Annotated in this window: 18 protein-coding genes; 11 read left to right on the top strand and 7 right to left on the bottom strand. The window is 70.5% G+C overall.

Features of this window, described 5'->3' with window-relative positions; all coding sequences use genetic code 11:
* Window positions 1-94: 94 nt before the first annotated feature.
* Both glp and galU read right to left on the bottom strand, forming a co-directional pair.
* The gene (gene glp / locus IE262_RS21335) at window positions 95-1,417 is read right to left on the bottom strand and encodes a molybdotransferase-like divisome protein Glp (protein ID WP_189875677.1); all 1,323 of its coding nucleotides are present in this window, start codon (window positions 1,415-1,417) and stop codon (window positions 95-97) included.
* A gap of 5 nt (window positions 1,418-1,422) precedes the next feature.
* Window positions 1,423-2,325, bottom strand: a complete 903-nt coding sequence (gene galU / locus IE262_RS21340; protein ID WP_134038812.1) for a UTP--glucose-1-phosphate uridylyltransferase GalU — start codon at window positions 2,323-2,325, stop codon at window positions 1,423-1,425.
* 103 nt (window positions 2,326-2,428) lie between these two features.
* Between galU and IE262_RS21345 the strand changes: the two genes are divergently transcribed.
* A complete protein-coding gene (locus IE262_RS21345; protein ID WP_189875680.1) occupies window positions 2,429-3,046 on the top strand; it encodes a 5-formyltetrahydrofolate cyclo-ligase in 618 nt (205 codons plus the stop codon).
* Between the two features lie 105 nt (window positions 3,047-3,151).
* On the opposite strand, the gene IE262_RS21350 is transcribed toward IE262_RS21345, so the two are convergent.
* Window positions 3,152-5,992 (bottom strand): penicillin acylase family protein, encoded by a 2,841-nt coding sequence (locus tag IE262_RS21350; protein WP_189875682.1) that lies wholly within the window; start codon window positions 5,990-5,992, stop codon window positions 3,152-3,154.
* 235 nt (window positions 5,993-6,227) lie between these two features.
* Here IE262_RS21350 and IE262_RS21355 point away from each other — a divergent pair, with 235 nt between their 5' ends.
* From IE262_RS21355 to mscL, 6 genes are all read left to right on the top strand, one after another.
* Window positions 6,228-7,763, top strand: coding sequence for a potassium/proton antiporter (locus tag IE262_RS21355; protein WP_134038809.1), 1,536 nt, complete (start codon window positions 6,228-6,230; stop codon window positions 7,761-7,763).
* A 292-nt stretch (window positions 7,764-8,055) separates the two neighbouring features.
* Window positions 8,056-9,336 carry an MFS transporter gene (locus IE262_RS21360; RefSeq protein ID WP_134038808.1) on the top strand — a complete coding sequence of 427 codons (1,281 nt, stop codon included), beginning with the start codon at window positions 8,056-8,058 and terminating at the stop codon, window positions 9,334-9,336.
* A gap of 68 nt (window positions 9,337-9,404) precedes the next feature.
* Entirely contained in the window at window positions 9,405-9,737 is a 333-nt protein-coding gene (locus IE262_RS21365; protein WP_134038807.1) for an FmdB family zinc ribbon protein, read from the top strand.
* Between the two features lie 137 nt (window positions 9,738-9,874).
* The gene (locus tag IE262_RS21370; protein WP_134038806.1) at window positions 9,875-10,717 is read left to right on the top strand and encodes an S-methyl-5'-thioadenosine phosphorylase; all 843 of its coding nucleotides are present in this window, start codon (window positions 9,875-9,877) and stop codon (window positions 10,715-10,717) included.
* 126 nt (window positions 10,718-10,843) lie between these two features.
* On the top strand, window positions 10,844-11,467 hold the full coding sequence (locus IE262_RS21375) for a CpaB family protein (protein ID WP_189875683.1): 624 nt from the start codon (window positions 10,844-10,846) through the stop codon (window positions 11,465-11,467).
* A gap of 123 nt (window positions 11,468-11,590) precedes the next feature.
* A complete protein-coding gene (gene mscL / locus IE262_RS21380; RefSeq protein WP_189875685.1) occupies window positions 11,591-12,061 on the top strand; it encodes a large conductance mechanosensitive channel protein MscL in 471 nt (156 codons plus the stop codon).
* 43 nt (window positions 12,062-12,104) lie between these two features.
* On the opposite strand, the gene IE262_RS21385 is transcribed toward mscL, so the two are convergent.
* Window positions 12,105-12,287 carry a hypothetical protein gene (locus tag IE262_RS21385; RefSeq protein ID WP_134038804.1) on the bottom strand — a complete coding sequence of 61 codons (183 nt, stop codon included), beginning with the start codon at window positions 12,285-12,287 and terminating at the stop codon, window positions 12,105-12,107.
* Between the two features lie 130 nt (window positions 12,288-12,417).
* Here IE262_RS21385 and IE262_RS21390 point away from each other — a divergent pair, with 130 nt between their 5' ends.
* The gene (locus tag IE262_RS21390; RefSeq protein ID WP_189875687.1) at window positions 12,418-13,641 is read left to right on the top strand and encodes a low temperature requirement protein A; all 1,224 of its coding nucleotides are present in this window, start codon (window positions 12,418-12,420) and stop codon (window positions 13,639-13,641) included.
* Between the two features lie 44 nt (window positions 13,642-13,685).
* Window positions 13,686-14,717: a P1 family peptidase gene (locus IE262_RS21395; RefSeq protein WP_189875689.1), complete on the top strand. Its 1,032-nt coding sequence runs from the start codon at window positions 13,686-13,688 to the stop codon at window positions 14,715-14,717.
* Window positions 14,718-14,752: 35 nt separating this feature from the next.
* Here the strand turns inward: IE262_RS21395 and IE262_RS21400 are convergent, their stop codons facing one another.
* Window positions 14,753-15,154: a DoxX family protein gene (locus tag IE262_RS21400; protein WP_134038801.1), complete on the bottom strand. Its 402-nt coding sequence runs from the start codon at window positions 15,152-15,154 to the stop codon at window positions 14,753-14,755.
* 290 nt (window positions 15,155-15,444) lie between these two features.
* On the opposite strand from IE262_RS21400, the gene IE262_RS21405 reads away from it, so the two are divergent.
* Both IE262_RS21405 and IE262_RS21410 read left to right on the top strand, forming a co-directional pair.
* Entirely contained in the window at window positions 15,445-16,632 is a 1,188-nt protein-coding gene (locus IE262_RS21405; RefSeq protein WP_373305096.1) for a L,D-transpeptidase, read from the top strand.
* Between the two features lie 241 nt (window positions 16,633-16,873).
* Window positions 16,874-17,629 carry a DUF6227 family protein gene (locus IE262_RS21410; RefSeq protein ID WP_134038800.1) on the top strand — a complete coding sequence of 252 codons (756 nt, stop codon included), beginning with the start codon at window positions 16,874-16,876 and terminating at the stop codon, window positions 17,627-17,629.
* Between the two features lie 89 nt (window positions 17,630-17,718).
* Here the strand turns inward: IE262_RS21410 and IE262_RS21415 are convergent, their stop codons facing one another.
* Both IE262_RS21415 and IE262_RS21420 read right to left on the bottom strand, forming a co-directional pair.
* Window positions 17,719-17,991: a hypothetical protein gene (locus IE262_RS21415; protein WP_134038799.1), complete on the bottom strand. Its 273-nt coding sequence runs from the start codon at window positions 17,989-17,991 to the stop codon at window positions 17,719-17,721.
* 273 nt (window positions 17,992-18,264) lie between these two features.
* Window positions 18,265-20,445 carry a PTS fructose transporter subunit IIABC gene (locus IE262_RS21420; protein ID WP_189875693.1) on the bottom strand — a complete coding sequence of 727 codons (2,181 nt, stop codon included), beginning with the start codon at window positions 20,443-20,445 and terminating at the stop codon, window positions 18,265-18,267.
* Between the last annotated feature and the right edge of the window lie 97 nt (window positions 20,446-20,542).

The raw sequence follows: 20,542 nt of genomic DNA on the forward strand, positions 1-20,542 counted from the left end.
CAGGGCCGTCGCGGTGGGCGCACGGCCTGTTGTGCGCGACACGGTACGCCAACTTCAGCGGCCTCGCGGAGCCGGTTCTCCCTGGCCCCGGGTGTCAGCCGAGGAGGACGACCTCGACCTCGCTGCCGGGCTCGACCGACTCCACGTCCTCGGGGACCACGATCAGCGCGTCGGCAAGGGCGAGGGCCGAGACCAGGTGCGATCCGGCACCCCCTACGGGGGTGACCTTCCCGTCGGCGTACGTGCCGCGCAGGAACTGCCGGCGCCCGGCGGGCGAGGTCAGCGCCTTGGGCACCTCCAGCGTCGCGCGGGTGGTGGGCCGGTGGAGGTCCTCCAGCCCCATCAGGGCGCGGATCGCGGGCCGTACGAACAGTTCGAAGGAGACGTACGACGACACCGGGTTGCCCGGCAGGGCGAGCAGCGGGGTGTGGTCGGGGCCGATGGAGCCGAAGCCCTGGGGCTTGCCGGGCTGCATGGCGAGCTTGCGGAACTCGACGCCGCTGCCGGCCTCGTCCTCGTCGCCGACGGACTGGAGTGCCTCCTTGACGACGTCGTACGCTCCGACGCTCACCCCGCCCGTGGTGACGAGCAGGTCGGCCCGGACGAGCTGGTCCTCGATGGTGGCGCGGAGGATCTCGGCGTCGTCGGTGACGGCGCCGACCCGGTAGGCGATCGCTCCGGCGTCGCGGGCGGCGGCGGTCAGGGCGAAGCTGTTGGAGTCGTAGATCTGGCCGGGGTCCAACTTCTGGCCGGGCTGGACGAGTTCGCTGCCGGTGGACAGGACGACCACGCGCGGGCGGGGGCGTACGCGGACCGTGGCGCGGCCGATCGCGGCGAGCAGCCCGATCTGCGGCGGGCCGAGGATCGTGCCCGCCGCCAGGGCCCGGTCCCCGGCCTTCACGTCGCTGCCCTTGTCACGCACGTGCGCGCGTGCCCCGGCAGCGCGGTGGACGGCGACCTGCCCGGAGGCGCCCTCGGGGCTGGCGCTGTGGGCGCGCATCCGGGAGACGGGCCCCCGGCCGAGGCCGCCGTCGGTCCACTCCACGGGGACGACGGTCTCGGCGCCGGGCGGCAGCGGGGCGCCGGTCATGATGCGGGCTGCCTCACCGGGCCCCACGTGCGGCTGCTCGCCCTGGCCCGCGGCCACGTCGCCGATCACCGTCAGGACGGCGGGGTACTCCTCGCTCGCGCCCGCGATGTCCGCGACCCGCACCGCGTACCCGTCCATCGAGCTGTTGTCGAACGGCGGCAGCGACAGCGGCACCGTGACGTCCTCGACCAGGACGCAGCCCAGGGCGTCGAGGAGGTGCAGCTCGATGGGGTCCAGGGGGCGGACGGTGGCGAGGATGTCCTCCAGGTGCTCGTTCACCGTCCAGAAGTGGTCCTGGCCGGTGTCGCGGGTCGGGGCGCTGCTCAAAGTCGCTACATCTCCTCGGCTACGTAACTGCGAAGCCAGGTCCGGAAGTCCGGGCCCAGGTCTTCACGTTCGCATGCGAGTCGGACAATGGCACGCAGGTAGTCGCCGCGGTCACCGGTGTCATAGCGGCGGCCCTTGAAGACGACGCCGTGGACGGGGCCGCCCAGCGTCTCGTCGGCGGCGAGTTGCTGGAGGGCGTCGGTGAGCTGGATCTCGCCGCCGCGGCCGGGCTCGGTCTTGCGGAGGATGTCGAAGATCTGCGGGTCGAGGACGTAGCGGCCGATGATCGCGTAGTTCGAGGGGGCGTCGGCCGAGTCGGGCTTCTCGACCATGCCCGTGACCCTGACGACGTCGCTGTCCTCGGTGGCGTCGATGGCCGCGCACCCGTAGAGGTGGATCTGCTCGGGGGCGACCTCCAGGAGCGCGACGACGCTGCCGCCGTGCTGCGCCTGGACCTCGACCATGCGCTGGAGCAGGGGGTCGCGCGGGTCGATGAGGTCGTCGCCGAGGAGGACGGCGAAGGGCTCCTGGCCGACGTGCGGGGCCGCGCACAGGACGGCGTGGCCGAGGCCCTTGGGGTCGCCCTGGCGGACGTAGTGCATGGTGGCGAGGTCGCTGGACTCCTGGACCCGGGCGAGCCGGCCGGCGTCGCCCTTCTTCTGGAGGGCGGACTCCAGTTCGTAGTTGCGGTCGAAGTGGTCCTCCAGGGGACGCTTGTTACGACCGGTGATCATGAGGACGTCGTCGAGACCCGCGGACACGGCCTCTTCGACCACGTACTGGATCGCCGGCTTGTCGACGACCGGCAGCATCTCTTTGGGAGTGGCTTTGGTGGCCGGAAGGAACCGGGTGCCGAGGCCGGCTGCGGGGATGACAGCCTTGGTGATCCTGGGGTTCGACTCAGTCATGCGCGCAACCCTATCCGGTGCCTTTGTGCAGAATCTGTGGCTCCGGTTAATTCGCACTCATATGAGCCCCTCATGAACACTACGGGAGCAGCCTGTGAGCCGGATGAGGAACGGAACCGACCCTGCCAAGCGAATCTTGCGGCGGGGCTTCCTCACGGTAAGGAAAGGGTTGACGGCGGATGACGTCGCGAAGGCGGCGGACGCTCTCGCCGTCCGCGCTCTCGGCCTGCCCGAACTGGCGCGGGCGCGCACGGTCGCGGCATACGTCTCCGTCGGGAACGAGCCGGGCACTCTCGCGCTTCTGGACGCGCTCCACGCGCGCGGGGTGCGTGTTCTGCTGCCGGTCCTGATGGAGGACAACGACCTCGACTGGGGCGCGTACGAGGGCGAGGGTTCACTGGTGCGTGTGCGGCACGGCGGAAGGATGGCCCTGTTGGAGCCGACCGGCGAGCGCCTGGGCCCCGCGGCCGTCGAGCGGGCCGACGCGGTCCTGCTGCCCGGTCTCGCCGTGGACGCCCGCGGAATGCGCCTGGGGCGCGGCGGCGGCTCGTACGACCGGGTCCTCGCCCGTCTGGAGCGCGCGGGGGCCGATCCGGCGCTGGTGGTGCTCCTGTACGACACGGAGGTCGTCGACCGCGTGCCGGAGGAGCCGCATGACCGTCCGGTGCACGCGGTGGTGACCCCTTCGGGAGTACGGCGCTTCGGGACCGCCCGCCCTTAGGCACCCCTGGGCACCCCTCTCGCAGGTACCCCCTCTCGCACGGAAAGGGCCCCTCTACGCGCGCGTAGAGGGGCCCTTTCACCGGTATGCGTCAGGCGGGCGGCGTCACGGCTTCAGCAGCAGTGTGTCGCTCGTGTTCGCGTCGACCGCCTTCTGAGAGAAGGGCCAGGTCAGCAGCTCGCCGTTGGCCCACTTGTCCGTCTGGTCCGTGTAGTGGGCGTTGTAGGCGTGTCCGGAGGCACCGGTGAGGTTGATCCACTTGGACTTGTCGAGGTCCCCGAGGTTGACCACCATGCGCATCGACGGCACCCAGACGACGCCGTAGCCGCCGGCCGCGTTCCAGCCGGTCGCGTTGACCGTGGCCTCTCCGCCGCCGAGGTTCCAGGGGCCGCGGTTGAGCATGTACTGCAGGAAGCCGGGGCCGTTGGTACCCAGGGTCTGGTTCTTCAGGAACAGGCGGTGCAGGCGGCCCCAGTTCCAGGTGTCGATGTCCTTGCCGAGCTTGGCGGTCAGCTCCCAGCGGGCGTCGTCCATGGCCCGCTCGAACAGCTCGTCACGGGTGTTGGCGGGCTCCTCGGTCCGTGTCCCGGGCGCCGACCACCAGTCGTTGTCCTCGTCGTCGATGATCCTGCGGACCGTCTCGAACCAGCGGTCGCCGCCGTCCGGCTGCGCCTGGTCCGCGTCGCGCTCTCCGCACTCGCGCACCTTCTGGTCCTCGTCCGCGGGGCCGGTCGTGTCGACCGGATCGACCGTCAGGCACTGTCCCTTGACCCGCAGTTCCTTGGGCAGCTTGTTGCCGAAGGCGAGCTTGAGGATGTTGCGCCAGACCGCGTTGAAGTACGCGGCCGCCGCCGAGTCGGCGTCCTGGGTGTAGTCCCAGCCCTCCAGCAGCTTCTGCGTCTCCCGGACGCTCTTGTCCTCGACGTCGATCTTCAGCAGCCTGGGCACCAGCAGCCGGGCGACCTCGCTGCTGTTGTCCAGCTGCATCTGGCGCATGTCCTCGGTCGAGACCTTCCCGCCGCCCTTGATCTTCGAGTCGATCAGGTCGGCGAGCCGCTGGCTGCGCGTGCCGTAGCCCCAGTCCGCGGTGAGCGTGTAGGGGTACTTGTCCTTGTCGACGACGGCCTGGTTGGCGGTGACGACATAGCCGCGGTCCGGGTTGTACTCGTACGGCAGTTCGTCCTGGTCGATGTAGCCGGTCCAGCGGTACTTGGAGTCCCAGCCCGGCGCCGGGAGCGAGCCGTCGCCCTCGCCGCGGATCGGGATCCTGCCCGGCAGCTGGTAGCCGATGTTGTCCTTGGTGTCGGCGTAGACCAGGTTCTGGGAGGGCACGTCGAACAGGGCGGCGGCCTTGCGGAAGCCGTTCCAGTCCTTGGCCCTGTTGATGGCGAACACGGCGTCCATGGAGGTGCCCGGGTCCAGCGCGGTCCAGCGCAGCGCGATGGCGTAGCCGTCGCCGCGGTCGGGGGCGGCGGTGTTGACGGTGGCCTTCTTGCCGACCTTCAGGAGCTCGTCCTCCCGGTCCGACAGGAGGGGGCCGTTGTTGGTCGTGCGGACGACGATCTTCTTGGACCCGCCGCCGGCGACCGCGATGGTCTCCTCGCGGGTGTCGAAGGAGCGCACCTTGCCGTCGTACTCGTAGCCGTTCCCGGTGAGCTTCTCCAGGTAGAGGTCCGTGACGTCGACGCCGGAGTTGGTCATGCCCCAGGCGATGTCCTCGTTGTGGCCGATGATCACTCCGGGCATACCGGCGAACGTGTACCCGGACACGTTGTACTGGCACTTCTGGGAGATCACCTTGCAGTGCAGGCCCATCTGGTACCAGACGGACGGCAGCGTGGCCGACAGGTGCGGGTCGTTGGCGAGCAGCGGCTTGCCACTGACGGTGTGGTCGCCGGAGACGACCCAGGAGTTGGAGCCGATGCCGTTGCCGTTCACGCCGACGGCCTCGGGCACGTCCTCCAGCACCTTGTAGAGGCCCGAGAGCTGCGTCTGGACGGCCGAGGACGCGCCGGACGTCCCCGCGGTCCCTGCGGTTCCTGCGGTTCCTGCGGTCCCCGAGGTTCCTGTGGAGATCCCGCCGCCGCCCGTGCCCGCACCGCTCTGCGTGGAGCTTCCGGAGCCCTGCGACCCCGGCAACCCCTGTGTCCCCTGCGCTCCCTGGCTCCACGTACCGGCGATCTCGTCGTACTGGCCCTCCCGGATGATCGCCTTGTTCCGGTTGTACGGGTACTCCGGGTACAGGTCGGCGATCTGCTTCGGGCCCAGGCGGCTGGTCATCAGGGCGCGGTCGATCTCGTCCTGCATGTTGCCGCGCAGGTCCCAGGCCATGGCCTTCAGCCAGGAGATCGAGTCGACCGGGGTCCACTCCTCGGGCTGGTACTCGTTGCTGAAACCGAGAGCCGCGTACTCCAGGGAGATGTCCTTGCCGTCCTTGCCCCGCAGGTAGGCGTTGACACCCTTGGCGTAGGCCTGGAGGTACTTCTTCGTCTCGGCCGACAGCTTGGTGTCGTACTCCTCCTTCGCCACCCTGTCCCAGCCCAGGGTGCGCAGGAACGCGTCGTTGCCGATCTGGCTCTTGCCGAACATCTCGGACAGACGGCCCGCGGTCATGTGGCGGCGCACGTCCATCTCGTAGAACCTGTCCTGCGCCTGGACGTAGCCCTGCGCCATGAACAGGTCCTCGTCGGTGGACGCGTAGATCTGCGGGATCCCGTAGTCGTCGCGCTGGACGTCGACCGGCCCGGACAGGCCGTCCAGCGTGATCGAACCCTTGGTCTGCGGGAACGAGGCGCGCACGGTGCTGATCGACCAGTACGACCCGTAGCCGACGCCGCCGATGATCGCCAGGACCAGGACGATCACGAGCAGGCGGGCTCTGCGCCCCTTCTTCCTGCCGGACTTGCCGGGCTTCTGACCGGAAGAGGCGGTGGTGTTGGGGGGCATCGCTGTCCTTGCTGTCCTAATGCGAGCGGCAGGCCGGGCTGTGCTTTTAACTGAGCGCAGGAGCAACCATAGGCGCAGGGCGGGACAGGGCTTGACGCGGAGTCGGCAACCAGCGCGCACGGGCGTTCGATCTTGCCACTCCCGAGTGTCAAGAAAACGTCAAGAGTTAGGTAAGGTAACGAAGTACTTGCACTGAGGCGCCCGCCGACGACCGCCTTCGCGTGCTCGAATCCACTTGCCCGGACCCGCGAGAAGGGACCAGCCGCTGACTGTCCACCACCTCAACCAGCTCCTGCTCGTGTGCTCGCTCGTTCTGCTCGTCGCGGTGGCAGCGGTTCGTATCTCTTCACGCAGCGGGCTCCCCAGCCTGCTCGTCTACCTGGGCATAGGCGTTGCCATGGGTGTGGACGGGCTCGGGGACATCCAGTTCAGCAACGCCGCCATGACCCAGGTCATCGGCTACGCGGCCCTCGTCGTGATCCTCGCGGAGGGCGGCCTCGGCACGAAGTGGAAGGAGATCAAACCGGTCCTCCCGGCCGCCAGTTCACTGGCGCTGGTCGGCGTCGCGGTGAGCGTCGGCGTGACAGCCGCGGGCGCGCACTATCTGATCGGGCTGGAATGGCGGCAGTCGCTCATCATCGGCGCGGTGGTGTCCTCGACGGACGCGGCGGCGGTCTTCTCCGTCCTGCGGAAGATCCCCCTCCCCGCGCACCTGTCGGGCACCCTGGAAGCCGAGTCCGGCTTCAACGACGCCCCGGTGGTCATTCTCGTCGTCGCCTTCTCCACGGCCGGACCGGTGGAGCACTGGTACGTACTGCTCGGCGAGATAGCCCTGGAACTGGCCATCGGCGCGGCCATCGGCCTCGCGGTGGGCTGGCTCGGCGCGCTCGGACTGCGGCACGTGGCCCTGCCCGCCTCCGGCCTCTACCCGATCGCCGTCATGGCCATCGCCGTCGCGGCGTACGCGGCCGGCGCACTCGCCCACGGCAGCGGCTTCCTCGCCGTCTACCTGGCCTCCATGGTGCTCGGCAACGCCCGGCTGCCGCACTGGCCCGCCACGCGCGGCTTCGCCGAGGGTGTCGGCTGGATCGCCCAGATCGGCATGTTCGTCCTGCTCGGCCTGCTCGTGACCCCGCACGAGATGGCCGACGACATCGTGCCCGCGCTCATCATCGGCCTGGTGCTGACCATGGTGGCCCGACCAGTGAGCGTGGTCGCCGCGCTGCTGCCGTTCCGGGTGCCCTGGCCCGAGCAGGCGCTGCTGTCCTGGGCCGGGCTGCGCGGCGCGGTGCCCATCATCCTGGCCACCATCCCCATGGTGAACGACGTCGAGGCAAGCCGCCGGATCTTCAACATCGTCTTCGTGCTCGTGGTCGTCTACACCCTCGTCCAGGGACCCACACTGCCCTGGCTGGCCCGGAAGCTGCGCCTGGGCGAGGGCCCCGAGGCGGCCGACCTCGGCATCGAGTCGGCACCTTTGGAGCGGCTGCGCGGGCACCTGCTGTCCGTGGCGATCCCCGAGGGCTCGAAGATGCACGGCGTCGAGATCAGCGAGCTCCGGCTGCCCGCCGGCGCGGCCGTCACGCTCGTCGTCCGCGAGGGCACGTCGTTCGTCCCCCTGCCGAGCACGGTGCTGCGACGCGGCGACGAACTGCTCGTCGTGGCCACGGACCCCGTCCGGGACGCGGCGGAACGGCGTCTGCGGGCCGTCGGCCTGGGCGGCAAGCTGGCCGGCTGGCTGGGGACGACGGACGGCGGGGCGCGCCCCTAGCCTGCCGGAAATCCCAGGTCGGCTGGCTGGTGGTGCTCGCTTTCACAGGCGGACAGCACCATCATCTCTGTACTATGAAGGCGCACCTTGATCGAACCACCTCTGCCTGAAGCAGAGCTGGCGCGACCGTATGGCGGCCGGGACGCCCTCGCAGTGGACTCCGGTATCCACCGCAGTACGCGCAAGAGGACAGCTCTCGGCACGCCTCCCCCGAACGACCGGACGAAGAGACCGGACAAGCGGAAGACCGGACAACGGGGCGCGTGCTACCAGGCGGCGAAAGGCATGGGCCGTGGCATCCACGGTCACCTCGACGTCGTCCCGCCCGGGCTACGGGCAACTGCTGCGCACCCGTGGCGCCTGGACGTTCCTGCTCCCCGGCTTCGCGGCGCGCCAGCCGTTCGCGATGCTGACCATCTCCCTCGTACTGCTCGTACAGCACACCACCGGCTCGTACGGGGCGGCCGGTGCCGTGGCCGCCGTGACCGGTGTCTCCATGGCACTGTTCGCCCCGTACAGCGGGCGTCTGGCCGACCGCCACGGACAGCGGGCCGTGCTGGTGCCCGGCGTCGTCCTGCACTCCCTGGCGGGCCTCTCCCTGACCGCGCTGGCGCTGGCGGACGCCCCCTTGTGGACACTCTTCGCCGCCGCCGTGCCCACCGGTGCCTCGGTACCGCAGATCGGCCCCATGGTGCGCGCCCGCTGGGGCGTGAAGCTCCAGGGCACGCCCCTGATGACGACCGCGACGGCCTTCGAGTCCGTCACGGACGAGCTGACCTTCGTGCTCGGCCCGCTGCTGGCGACCGCGCTGTGCACGACCGTGGACCCGGCGGCCGGACTGGTGACGGAGGCCGCCCTCACCCTGGCCGGCGGTCTGCTCTTCGCGGCCCAGAGGGGCACGCAGCCCGCCCCCGTTCTCGACGGGCACGCGCGCGTGGAGCACGTTTCGGCACTGCGGGTCCCCGGAGTGCGCGTTCTGATCGTGGCCTTCCTGGGGATCGGCTTCGTCTTCGGCGGCATGCAGGTCTCGCTGGCCGCGTACTCCGAGTCGATCGGTGAGCCCGGCCTGAACGGTGTCCTGTACGGCGTCTTCGCGGCGGGCAACATGCTGTCCGGCCTCGCCTGCGGTGCCATCGCCTGGAGGGCGGCCCCGCAGCGGCGGCTGGTCGTCGCGTACACGGCCCTCGCCCTGACCGCCGCCGGCCTGTGGCCCGCTCACTCCGTAGCGTCCGCGATGGTTCTCGGCGGTCTCGGCATGCTGGTCGGCATGTGCGTCGCACCCGCGCTGGTCACCGGCTACACGCTGGTCGACGGTCTGGTGCCGGCGGCCGCCCGCACGGAGGCCTTCACCTGGCTGACCGGTGCGGTCGCGCTCGGTCAGGCCGCCGCCGTCACGGTCGCCGGACAGCTGGAGGACCGGCTCGGCGACGGCACCGGATTCCTGGTGCCGACGGCCGGTACGGCGCTGGCGCTGGCGGTCCTGGTCGCACGGCGGGCACGGCTCACACCGCGGCCCCCGAACCGCACCGTCGCACGTGGCATCGGTCACCGCGCACAAGTGGCAGTGGACTGAACCGACGGAATACGTCACTATGGACCGTCGTTAGCACTCATCGAGTGAGAGTGCCAGGAGGAAGACCAGTGCCGACGTACCAGTACCAGTGCACCGAGTGCGGTGAGGGCCTCGAAGCGGTGCAGAAGTTCACCGACGACGCCCTGACCGAGTGCCCCCACTGCAATGGCCGCCTCAAGAAGGTGTTCTCCGCGGTCGGCATCGTCTTCAAGGGCTCCGGCTTCTACCGGAACGACAGCCGCGGTTCGTCGTCGAGCAGCAGCTCGGCGTCGTCCTCCAAGTCCTCGACGTCGTCGGACTCGAAGTCGTCATCCGACGCGAAGTCCTCGTCCGACGCGAAGTCGTCGTCCGGCTCGTCGGCCTCGGGCTCTTCCGCCTCCAGCAGCAGCTCGGCGGCGTAGGGGGCCGGCCGGCCGCAAAGGCTCGGGCCGCAAAGGCCTGGGCCCCAGGCTCGGGCCGCGACAAGAAGGCTTACGGGACCCTGTCGTCGTGCGGCGACAGGGTCTCCGGCGTTCGCGGGCCCGGTTAGGGTGCGGGCATGGCGAACACGGAAAACGCTGAGATCGGTGTCATCGGCGGTTCGGGCTTGTACTCCTTCCTCGACGACGTGACCGAGATACGGGTCGACACCCCGTACGGGCAGCCCAGCGACTCCCTCTTCCTCGGCGAGGTCGCGGGGCGGCGGGTCGCCTTCCTCCCCCGCCACGGGCGCGGCCACCACCTGCCGCCGCACCGCATCAACTACCGCGCCAACCTGTGGGCGCTGCGGTCGGTCGGGGCACGCCAGGTGCTGGGGCCCTGCGCGGTGGGCGGACTGCGGCCGGAGTACGGGCCGGGCACGCTGCTCGTGCCGGACCAGTTCGTGGACCGTACGAAGGCGCGGACGCAGACGTACTTCGACGGGCTGCCGCTGCCGGGCGGCGACATCCCGAACGTGGTGCACGTGTCGCTGGCCGACCCGTACTGCCCCACGGGCCGCAAGGTCGCGCTGGAGGCGGCCCGCGGGCGGGACTGGGAACCGGTGGACGGCGGCACGCTGGTGGTCGTGGAGGGGCCCCGCTTCTCGACGCGCGCCGAGTCGCTCTGGCACCAGGCACAGGGCTGGTCCGTGGTCGGCATGACCGGTCATCCCGAGGCCGCGCTCGCCCGTGAACTGGAGCTCTGCTACACGTCGTTGACCCTCGTCACCGACCTCGACGCGGGCGCCGGGACCGGCGAGGGCGTCTCGCACGAGGAGGTGCTCCAGGTGTTCGCGGCGAACGTCGACCGGCTGCGGGGTGTCCTCTTCGACGCGGTCGCCGCACTGCCGCCGAACGAGAAGCGCGACTGCCTGTGCACGACGGCGCTGGGCGGGATGGATCCGGGTTTCGCGATGCCGTGACGGAACCTCCCGTTCGGGTGAGGGAGTTATCCACAGCTCGTGGGTTGTCCACGGGCGTCGGCGGCCTCTGCCGCGAAGCCTCATCGTGGGACCGCAAGCCGATCTCACGCAGCAGGTGGTGGCCTCATGTCCCTTCCGTTCCCTTCCCTGACTTCGTCCACGTCCTCACCGTCGTCATCGTCCGCGTCCGCGTCCGCATCGAGGTGCACGTCCACGTCCCTGGGCGGCCCGCTCGGCTCCGGCGCTCCCCCGACCTGCGAGGTTCCGCACTTCGCCCCGTTGCGGGTGGGCGGTGCCCGCTACCAGTTGCGGCGGTTCGTACGGTGCCGGAGGCGGGCCGTGGCCGCCGGGCTGGCCGTGACCGCGGCGGCGCTGGTGGCGGCGGGCCCGCGGGAGGCGGAGCCGGCCCGGGACGGCCAGCGGGCCCGCGGGCATCCGATGGTCGAGGCCGTGCCGGAGCGGGGGCGGTCCGTCGAGAGGGTGGCGGCACCGGTGCGCATCGCCGACGGTGCGACGGTGCGGCTGCTGCGGCCCGGCGACCGGGTCGACGTGATCGCGGCCGAGGAGTCGTCGACGGACGGGGGCGGCGCCCGGGTGGTCGCGCGCGGGGCCCGGGTGACGAGGGTGCCGGCGGCGAGCGCCACCGAGAGCGGGGCGCTGGTGGTCCTCACCGTGCCCCGGGCCACGGCGGCACGACTGGCGGGCGCGGGCGCGACCTCACGGCTGGCGGTGACCCTGTGCCGGCCTTGACCAGGGGCAGCGCCGAGCGCCGGTCACGCCTCTCGTTCGACAGGTGCGACTGGACAGGGCCCGGACGCCGTGCCGTAAGTTGCGGAGTCATTTGTTCCACGACTTGCACGGAAAGGCGTCGCGGTGAGCGAGAAGAAGGAGCCGGGCATCTGGGAGGGCTTCAAGGCCTTCCTGATGCGGGGGAACGTCGTCGACCTGGCGGTGGCCGTGGTCATCGGCGCGGCTTTCACCAATATCGTGAACTCGGTGGTGAAGGGCGTCGTCAACCCCTTGGTGGGAGCGGTCGGAACCAAGAACCTCGACCACTACACCTACTGTCTCAAGGACCCCTGCACGGGCAGCGGCGACACCGCGACGGGCATCCGCATCCTGTGGGGCTCCGTCCTGGGAGCGACCCTCAGCTTCGTCATCACGGCGGCCGTCGTCTACTTCCTGATGGTGCTGCCGATGGCCAAGTACCTGTCACGGCTGGAGGCCCGGCGGAAGGCCAAGGAGGGCGCGCAGGAGGTCATCGAGGTGACCGAGCTGGAGGTTCTGAAGGAGATACGCGACGCCCTGGTCGCCCAGCGGGCCTCAGCACACCGCCGCGAGTAGCGCGGTTCACGGACCCGCGGTTCACGGACCGTCTGCGGCGTCCTCAGACGTGGTGGGGCGGCTTCTCGTCGAGGAAGCGCTTCAGGTCGGCGACGCTGTCGCCGTCCGCGGGACGCTCGCCCCACCCACGGTCCGTGTCGTCCGACGACTGCTGGTCGAGCGGGTCGTCGAAGACCAGCGCGGCCTTCGTCTGCTCGGGCGGTTCGGGGACGGAAGCGGTACTCATGCCCCCCAGAGTACGGCCCCGCAGGCGGGCGAGATCCGGGCACCACGGAAGGGCAGGGGTCCATGAGGGCTCGCCCGCCGGTGCGCTCGGCTCGGAGAAGCTCCGTGGGTTTTCTGGTGTGCTGTGTCCCATGACATCCCGTTCTGCCCGTTCGGCTTCGGACTCCGCTCACGCCTCCGGCCGCGGTCCCGTGCGGCGGCTGGTCGCGCGGGGGCGCGACGAGGAGCACCGGGTCGCGTCACCGCTTGAGCTCTTCTTCGACCTGTGCTTCGTCGTGGCGGTCGCCCAGGCGGGCCTCCAGTTGGTCCATGTGGTGGCGGAGAACCACGTGGGCGAGGGCGTCCTCGACTACGCGATGGTCTTCTTCGCGATCTGGTGGGCTTGGATGAACTTCACCTGGTTCGCCTCGGCGTACGACAACGACGACGTGCTGTACCGGATCGTGACGCTGGTCCAGATCGCCGGTGTGCTGGTGCTCGCGGCCGGGGTCTCCCGGGCGTTCGAGAACCACGATTTCCTGGTCGTCTGGATCGGCTACGTGATCATGCGGTTGGCGATGGCGGCCCAGTGGCTGCGGGTGGCGCGGTCGGCCCGGGGTGCCGAGAGAACCATGGCGCTGCGGTACGCGGGCGGTGTGGCGCTGTGCCAGATCGGCTGGACGGGGCTCCTCTTCTTCCCGGAGCAGGCCCGTCCCTGGGTGTACCTGGTGATGGTGCCGGCGGAGATGTGCGTGCCGGTGTACGCGGAGAAGGCCTGTGCCACGGCGTGGCATCCGCACCACATCGCCGAGCGGTACGGCCTGTTCACGATCATCGTGCTCGGCGAGACGATCGCCGCGGCCACGGTCGCCGTGAAGTCGGGTGTGGAGGAGAGCAACGCGCTGGGTGAGCTGCTGCCGATCGCGGCGGGCGGGCTGCTGACCGTGTTCTCAGCGTGGTGGATCTACTTCGTCGTGCCGATCCACGGGCGGTTGCGCTCGAACAGGGACAGCTTCCTCTGGGGGTACGGGCACTACCTGATCTTCGCGTCGGCGGCCGCGATCGGTGCCGGACTGGAGGTCGCGGTGGAGCAGTCGGTCGGCAAGGCGCACATCTCGACGCTCGTCGCGTCGGCCTCGGTGACGTTGCCGACCGCGCTGTACCTCCTGACCGTATGGGCGTTGCACGCGCGCCACTTCAAGGTGGGGATCGCCCAGCAGGCCGTGTTGCCCACCACCGCGCTGGCGGTGATCGCCTGCACGTTCCTGGGGGACTGGGCGGTGTTCACGACGGGCATCGTGACGGCACTGGCCGTGGTCGCGGGGGTGACGCTGACGGCGCGAATGGTGGCGAGAGAGGAGAGAGCGGCGGCATAGGTGGGATGAGGCGGGACGGGCCGCGCCGGATCACACTGGGTCCCATGACAGTTGACGCTTTGACAGATGTCGTGGGGCTGCGGGTCGGGCACGCCACCCGGATCGGTGACGGCTGGCTCACCGGGACGACGGTCGTGCTCGCCCCGGAGGGCGGAGCGGTCGCGGCCGTGGACGTACGCGGCGGGGGGCCGGGGACCAAGGAGACGGACGCGCTCGATCCGCGGAACGTGGTGCAGAAGATCGAGGCGGTCGTGCTGACCGGGGGCAGCGCCTACGGGCTGGACTCGGCCTCGGGGGTGATGGCCTGGCTGGAGGAGCGGGGACGTGGGGTGCGAGTGGGTCTCGATCCGGCACGCGTCGTGCCCGTCGTACCGGCGGCCTGTGTCTTCGACCTGGGCCGTGGCGGCGACTTCCGGGCCAGGCCGGACGCGGCGACGGGACGGGCCGCGGTGGAGGCGGCCGCCGCGAGCGAGCCGGGCGCACCGGTCGAGGTGGGCTGCGTGGGTGCCGGTACCGGGGCGGCGGTCGGGCAGCTGAAGGGCGGCGTCGGCACCGCGAGCGTCGTGCTCGGCTCGGGTATCACGGTGGCCGCTCTGGTGGTGGCCAACGCGGTGGGCTCGGTGATGGATCCGGAGACGGGAGTGCTGTACGGGGAGTTCTTCCAGGGAGGCGGTGGTCCGGCGTGCCCGGCGGCCGAGGTGCACGAGGCGGCGCGGCAGCGGCTCGCGGAGGCCACCGCAAAGAACACGGTGCCCCCGCTGAACACGACCCTCGCCGTCGTCGCCACCGACGCCGATCTCACCCGCGCCCAGGCGCAGAAGCTGGCGGGCACGGCGCACGACGGCATCGCCCGCGCCGTACGCCCGGTGCACCTCCTCAACGACGGTGACACGGTCTTCACCCTGGCCACCGCCGCCCGCCCCCTGGCCCCGGACAACCCTCTCGCCCTGAACGAGGTGCTCGCGGCGGGCGCGGACATGGTGACGCGGGCGATCGTCCGAGCGGTGCGTGCGGCCGGGTCGGTGGAGGGGCCGGGCGGGGTGTGGCCGGCGTACGGGGAGTTGTACGGGAACTGAGGGTCGTCCCCGCGGCGCGCCGGGCGTGGGTTTGGTCAGGAGCGGCCTGCGACGACAAGAACGCACAGGCCGAGGAGTGCGAGATTGGTGAGGACGGCGACCGACTCGATGGACTCGTGGAGACGGCGGCCCGCCCGGAGATCGGCTCGCAGCAGGGTCGAGTGGCTGATCAGCGCACCGGTCATGACGAGCGTCAGACCGGCGGCGGCGACCACGGTGAGGGTGGGGGCGATGCCGGTGAGCTGTGGCAGGACCAGACCGAGGACGGCGGCCAGTTCCGCCCAGGCCGTCAGCTTGATCACGGACGGAGGGAAGGGTGCGACCCCGCTCTGCCCGGTGGCGAGCAGGCGCTCCTTGGGCAGGGTTGCCTTGAGCGTCCCCGAGAGGAGGAAGATCACGGCGAGCAGGATCTGCGCGGTCCACAGCAGCGCGTTCATGAACAGGCTCCTTGTCGTGGCGTGCCAGTACACCCACGGGGACGGAGCGGGGGCCGACGAATGTGACATGGGCGCGAGCGGCCCTGAAGGGGACGTGGAGGGAGGAGCCCAGAGGGAGGAGTCCGGAGGTGCCCGGCCTCGTAGGGCGATTGTCCAGGTTCTGTCACGTGACGGCTGCAGCGGTGGGACCGCCGGAACCCCGCTGAGCCCGGCGCGCTCTTTCTCCTCGTACTGAAGCGGATCACGTACGAAGCGAGAATATGGAGCAGCCCGTGACATCGCCGGACAAGATGGCGCGACGCACGCTGGGGGCCTGGGCCGTCCTGGTGGTCGGTTCCCTGACGCTCACCGCCTGCGGTGGCAGCGCCAAGGCCGACAACGACAAGAGCCCCGCCGAGAACTCCCCGGCGAGGATCACGATCTCGGCCAAGGACGGCTCGACGGGTGCGTCCATCAACGCGACCGGTGTGAAGGTCAGCGGCGGCGAGCTGACCGAGGTGAAGATGACGGTGGCGGGGACGGAGCAGGCCGTGCCCGGCGCGCTGTCCGCGGACGGCGAGGCGTGGAAGCCGAAGGAGCAGTTGGAGCGGGGCACGAAGTACCAGATCTCGGCCGTCGCGAAGAACGCCGACGGGCGCACGTCCGCCGCCAACTCGATCTTCACCACCGTCACTTCGGCCAACAGTTTCATCGGGACGTACACGCCGGACGACGGGAGCACGGTCGGTGTGGGGATGCCGGTGTCGTTCACGTTCGACAAGGCGATCAGCGACAGGAAGGCCGTGCAGTCGGGCATCACGGTGTCGTCGAGCAGCGGGCAGAAGGTGGTCGGGCACTGGTTCGGGGCGCAGCGGCTCGACTTCCGGCCCGAGGAGTACTGGAAGGCCGGCTCCGAGGTCACGATGAAGATCGACCTGGACGGGGTGGAGGGCGCCAAGGGCATCCACGGCGTACAGGACAAGACGGTCCGCTTCACCGTCGGGCGGTCCCAGGTCTCCACCGTCGACGCCACCACGCAGACCATGACGGTCGTACGTGACGGGAAGACGATCAGGACGATCCCGATCTCCGCGGGCAGCCCACAGAACACCACGTACAACGGGCAGATGGTGGTCTCGGAGAAGTTCGTGCAGACGCGGATGAACGGATCGACGGTCGGCTTCGGCGGCGAGTACGACATCCCGGATGTGCCGCACGCGATGCGGCTGACGACGTCGGGCACCTTCATCCACGGCAACTACTGGTACTCCAAGGGCAACCCGCCCTTCGGCAGGCAGGGCACCAGCCATGGCTGTGTCGGGCTCCAGGACGTGCAGGGCGCCCAGGGCGCCACCCCCGCCAAGTGGTTCTACGACAACACGCTCATCGGCGACGTCGTGACGGTCAAGAACTCCCCCGACAAGACGGTCGCCCCCGACAACGGCCTCAACGGCTGGAACATGTCGTGGAGCGCCTGGACGGCGGGCAGCGCCCTCTGAGCCGTGCCACGGCAGGTGACGTCAAGGCCGACTCGGCCACCTCGGCCAACTCGGCCATGACAGGCGCTCTTTGGTGACACGACGCCAAGATCTTCGGCAAAACAGGCGGGCCGCGCGGGAACCATCCGCGCGGCCCTCGCGTTTTCAGGACGTACGTTTTCTCGGTTCCCGGACATGATGTCCGACCGAGGGGCTACGGTATGCACCCACAAGGTGACATGCAGCAACGCCGGGAGAAGCCTTGAGCGTTCCGTACGAGACGGCAGCGTACGAGCCACCCGAGTCGCCGGAGTCTCCGGAGGAGCACCTCGCGCGACTCCTCGGTCGCGCCCTGAACTCCTTCGAGCTGCCCGACGAGACCATACGGCGGCTCGACTGCGCGCTCGCGCACGACAGTTCGCTGCACTCGGCGCACTACAGCGCGGGACTGCACCGGGCGACGTACCGGCACACGTGGCTGCTGGCCGACGGCTGCGCGCTCACGCTGTGGGAGCTGGTGCACAACACGGCACCGGGCAGCGACGTGCAGCACGAGGTGTACGTGGACGAGGAGGAGCTGTGGGCCGCCACGACGCGGCTGCCGCTGCCGTCGGTCACGCCTGAGTTCGAGCTGCCCGTGACGGTGGAGCTGGCGCCGGTCCCCGAGCCCCGCCACGAGTATGTGACGGACGACTCAGCGGACCACGCCCGGCGGCTGCTGCGACGCGCCGAGAACCCGGACCCGCCGGGTGACGAGCTCGCCACGCTGCTGCTGCGGACGGCGTTCGCCCACGAGATCACCCAGGCGTTCGGCCGCACCGGCCGCACGGGACGTGTGGGGCCGAACTTCTCGTTGTACGAGCACGCGTTCCTGCTCACCGACGGCCGGGAGGTCTCCCTGTGGGAGGTCGAGCACACGGCGACGCCGGACGGGCGTCACATGTGCGAGGTCTATGCGACGGAGGACGCGGCGCGGGACGCGATGGACCGGCGGGCGGCCAGCGGCGAGCGGTGGTGACGACCGCAGATGACGACCCCCGCAGATGACCATGCCTGGGCCCCGGGGCGGCCGGCCGACCGCAGGGCAGACAGCCGGTCACAGGGCAGTCAGGGGCGGCCGTCGCTGAGCCGTCGTACGAGGACGGCGAAGGCGTCGCGTTCCGCCGGGGTCAGTTCGACCTGCTCGATGTAGGGGGCGGAGTGCCGCTGGTAGGGCAGGACCCGCAGGGTCCTGCCACGACGGGTCAGGGCGGCGAACTGCCGGCGGTGCACGGGAAGGTCGCGGCGCATGACGCAGACCAGCATGGCGACCCAGATGACCGCCGCCACGGTGAGGGCGGTCACGCCCAGCAGCTGGAGGATCGACACGGGCTCAGGCATGCCTCCCAGTAGACACCACGGTCCGGGCTTTTTGGCCCGGACCGTGACGCATCTCGCAGGCGACACGAAAAACTCACTGCGGACGTAAACCCGCCAAACACACACCGCGGCGAGCAAGCGGACGAGGCACGGCGGCCGCAGCCCCCTGTCCAACGGGCTGCGGCCGCCGTGTGTCGATGGGCTCGCCGTTTGCGGTGGTGCGTCCGATCGGCCGTCGTGCGTCCCATGGGCCGTTGTGCGTCCCATGGGCCGTTGTGCGGGCCGGTCGCGGGTTCAGGCCGCGACCGGCTGCTTCGTTTCCGTGCCAGTGGCGGGGGTCGCTGCGGTGACCGTGGCCGGCTGGGTCTTCCGCATGCCCTTCAGGACGATGACCAGGCCGGCCGTGACCGCCGTACCCACCGCGATGGCCAGCAGGTACAGGAGCGGCTTGCCGATCAGGAAGGTGACCCAGATGCCGCCGTGCGGGGCGCGCAGGGTCGAGCCGAAGGCCATGGTCAGCGCGCCGGTGACCGCGCCGCCCGCCATGGAGGCCGGGATGACCCGCAGCGGGTCGGCGGCGGCGAACGGGATCGCGCCCTCGGAGATGAAGGAGGCGCCGAGGACCCAGGCCGCCTTGCCGTTCTCACGCTCGGTGGTGGTGAACAGCTTCTTGCGGATCGTGGTGGCCAGAGCCATGCCCAGCGGCGGGACCATCCCGGCGGCCATCACGGCGGCCATGATCTTCATCGCGGAGTCGCTCGGGTCCTGGACGGCGATGCCGCCCGTGGCGAAGGCGTACGCGACCTTGTTGACGGGACCGCCCAGGTCGAAGCACATCATCAGGCCGAGCAGGATGCCGAGCAGGACCGCGTTGGTCCCGGACAGGCCGCCCAGCCAGTCGGTCATGGCCTTCTGCGCCTCGGCGATGGGCTTGCCCACCACGACGAACATCAGGAAGCCGACGACGATCGAGGAGACCAGCGGTATCACCACCACCGGCATGATGCCGCGCAGCACCGGCGGGATCCTGATCCGCTGGATGCCGAGGACCACCGCACCGGCCAGCAGACCGGCGACCAGACCGCCGAGGAAGCCGGCGGCGATGTTGGAGGCGATCATTCCGCCGACGAAGCCGGGGACGAGACCGGGGCGGTCGGCCATCCCGTAGGCGATGTAACCCGCGAGGACGGGGATCAGGAAGCCGAAGGCGACGCCGCCGATCTGGAACAGCAGCGCGGCCCAGCTGTCGACCTGCCCCCAGGCGAAGTGCTCGATGACCGGCTTGGCCTCGCTGATCCGGTAGCCGCCGAGCGCGAAACCGAGCGCGATGAGCAGACCGCCCGCCGCGACGAACGGGACCATGTAGCTCACGCCGGACATCAGCCACTTGCGGAGCTTGGTGCCGTAGCCGTCGCCGGGCTCACCCGCGCGCTCGACCGGGGTCGAGCCGGGTCGGGCGGACGCGGTGATTTCGCCGCGCTCGGCCTTGCCGCGGACCTCGGCGATCAGCTCGGCGGGCCGGTTGATACCCGCCTTCACACCGACATCCACGGTGGGCTTGCCCGCGAACCGCTCCTTCTCGCGTACCGGGACGTCGTGGGCGAAGATCACGCCGTCGGCCGCGGCGATGACGGCCGGGTCGAGCCGGGAGAATCCGGCCGAGCCCTGCGTCTCGACGACGACCTCGACACCGTCGGTGTCACGGCCCGCGTTCTCCAGCGACTCGGCGGCCATATAGGTGTGTGCGATGCCGGTGGGGCAGGAGGTGACGGCGACGATACGGAACGGACGGGCCTCGTCCGCACCGGCCGCACTCACGGCACCCTCCGCACTCACGGCACCCTCCGCGCCCGCGACACCCTCGGCGCCCGCCGCGTCCGCACTGCCGCCCTTGCGGTCGCCCTCCTTGTCGCCCGCGCCCTCGTCGTCAGCGCTTTCGTCGTCAGCGCTTTCGTCGTTCGTGCTGCCCGCGGCGGCGTCGGCGGAGGCCGTTCCGGCCGGCGCCGCCGCGGAGTCTTCGGTGCCCTGGGCGTCGTCGTCGCCCCGGATGAGTGCCGCGGCGCGCTCCGCGTCGTCCACGGACCGCAGCGCGGACGTGAACTCGGCGTTCATCAGCTGACGGGCGAGGGACGACAGGATGGTGAGGTGGGCGTCGTCCGCGCCGGCCGGGGCGGCGATCAGGAAGATGAGGTCGGCGGGCCCGTCGGCGGCGCCGAAGTCGATACCCGCCGCGCTGCGCCCGAAGGCGAGGGTCGGCTCCGTGACGTGCTCGCTGCGGCAGTGCGGGATGCCGATGCCGCCGTCGAGGCCGGTCGGCATCTGCGCCTCGCGAGCGGCCACGTCGGCGAGGAAGCCGTCCAGGTCGGTCACCCGGCCCTTGGCCACCATGCGTTCGGCGAGCGCGCGGGCCGCCGCTTCCTTGGTGTCGGCGGACAGGTCGAGGTCGACCAGGTCCGCGGTGATCATCTCGCTCATCGCGGGCTCCTTCGCACGCGTATCAAGTGGGGGGCGACGGGGGTGGGGGTGCAGGTGACGGTGAGGGCGGCGTCAGCCGTGGCAGTGGTGGGAAAAG

It is taken from the genome of Streptomyces bluensis (assembly GCF_014650715.1).
Classification (GTDB): domain Bacteria; phylum Actinomycetota; class Actinomycetes; order Streptomycetales; family Streptomycetaceae; genus Streptomyces; species Streptomyces bluensis.

Excerpts from the sequence above, each read along its gene's own strand:
- IE262_RS21390 (WP_189875687.1), top strand. The coding sequence starts at position 12,418 with ATGACATCCCGTTCTGCCCGTTCGGCTTCGGACTCCGCTCACGCCTCC.
- IE262_RS21400 (WP_134038801.1), bottom strand. The coding sequence starts at position 15,154 with ATGAACGCGCTGCTGTGGACCGCGCAGATCCTGCTCGCCGTGATCTTC.
- IE262_RS21385 (WP_134038804.1), bottom strand. The coding sequence starts at position 12,287 with ATGAGTACCGCTTCCGTCCCCGAACCGCCCGAGCAGACGAAGGCCGCG.
- IE262_RS21370 (WP_134038806.1), top strand. The coding sequence starts at position 9,875 with ATGGCGAACACGGAAAACGCTGAGATCGGTGTCATCGGCGGTTCGGGC.
- IE262_RS21375 (WP_189875683.1), top strand. The coding sequence starts at position 10,844 with ATGTCCCTTCCGTTCCCTTCCCTGACTTCGTCCACGTCCTCACCGTCG.
- IE262_RS21395 (WP_189875689.1), top strand. The coding sequence starts at position 13,686 with ATGACAGTTGACGCTTTGACAGATGTCGTGGGGCTGCGGGTCGGGCAC.
- IE262_RS21415 (WP_134038799.1), bottom strand. The coding sequence starts at position 17,991 with ATGCCTGAGCCCGTGTCGATCCTCCAGCTGCTGGGCGTGACCGCCCTC.
- IE262_RS21350 (WP_189875682.1), bottom strand. The coding sequence starts at position 5,992 with ATGCCCCCCAACACCACCGCCTCTTCCGGTCAGAAGCCCGGCAAGTCC.
- galU (WP_134038812.1), bottom strand. The coding sequence starts at position 2,325 with ATGACTGAGTCGAACCCCAGGATCACCAAGGCTGTCATCCCCGCAGCC.
- IE262_RS21405 (WP_373305096.1), top strand. The coding sequence starts at position 15,445 with ATGGCGCGACGCACGCTGGGGGCCTGGGCCGTCCTGGTGGTCGGTTCC.
- IE262_RS21345 (WP_189875680.1), top strand. The coding sequence starts at position 2,429 with ATGAGGAACGGAACCGACCCTGCCAAGCGAATCTTGCGGCGGGGCTTC.
- IE262_RS21420 (WP_189875693.1), bottom strand. The coding sequence starts at position 20,445 with ATGAGCGAGATGATCACCGCGGACCTGGTCGACCTCGACCTGTCCGCC.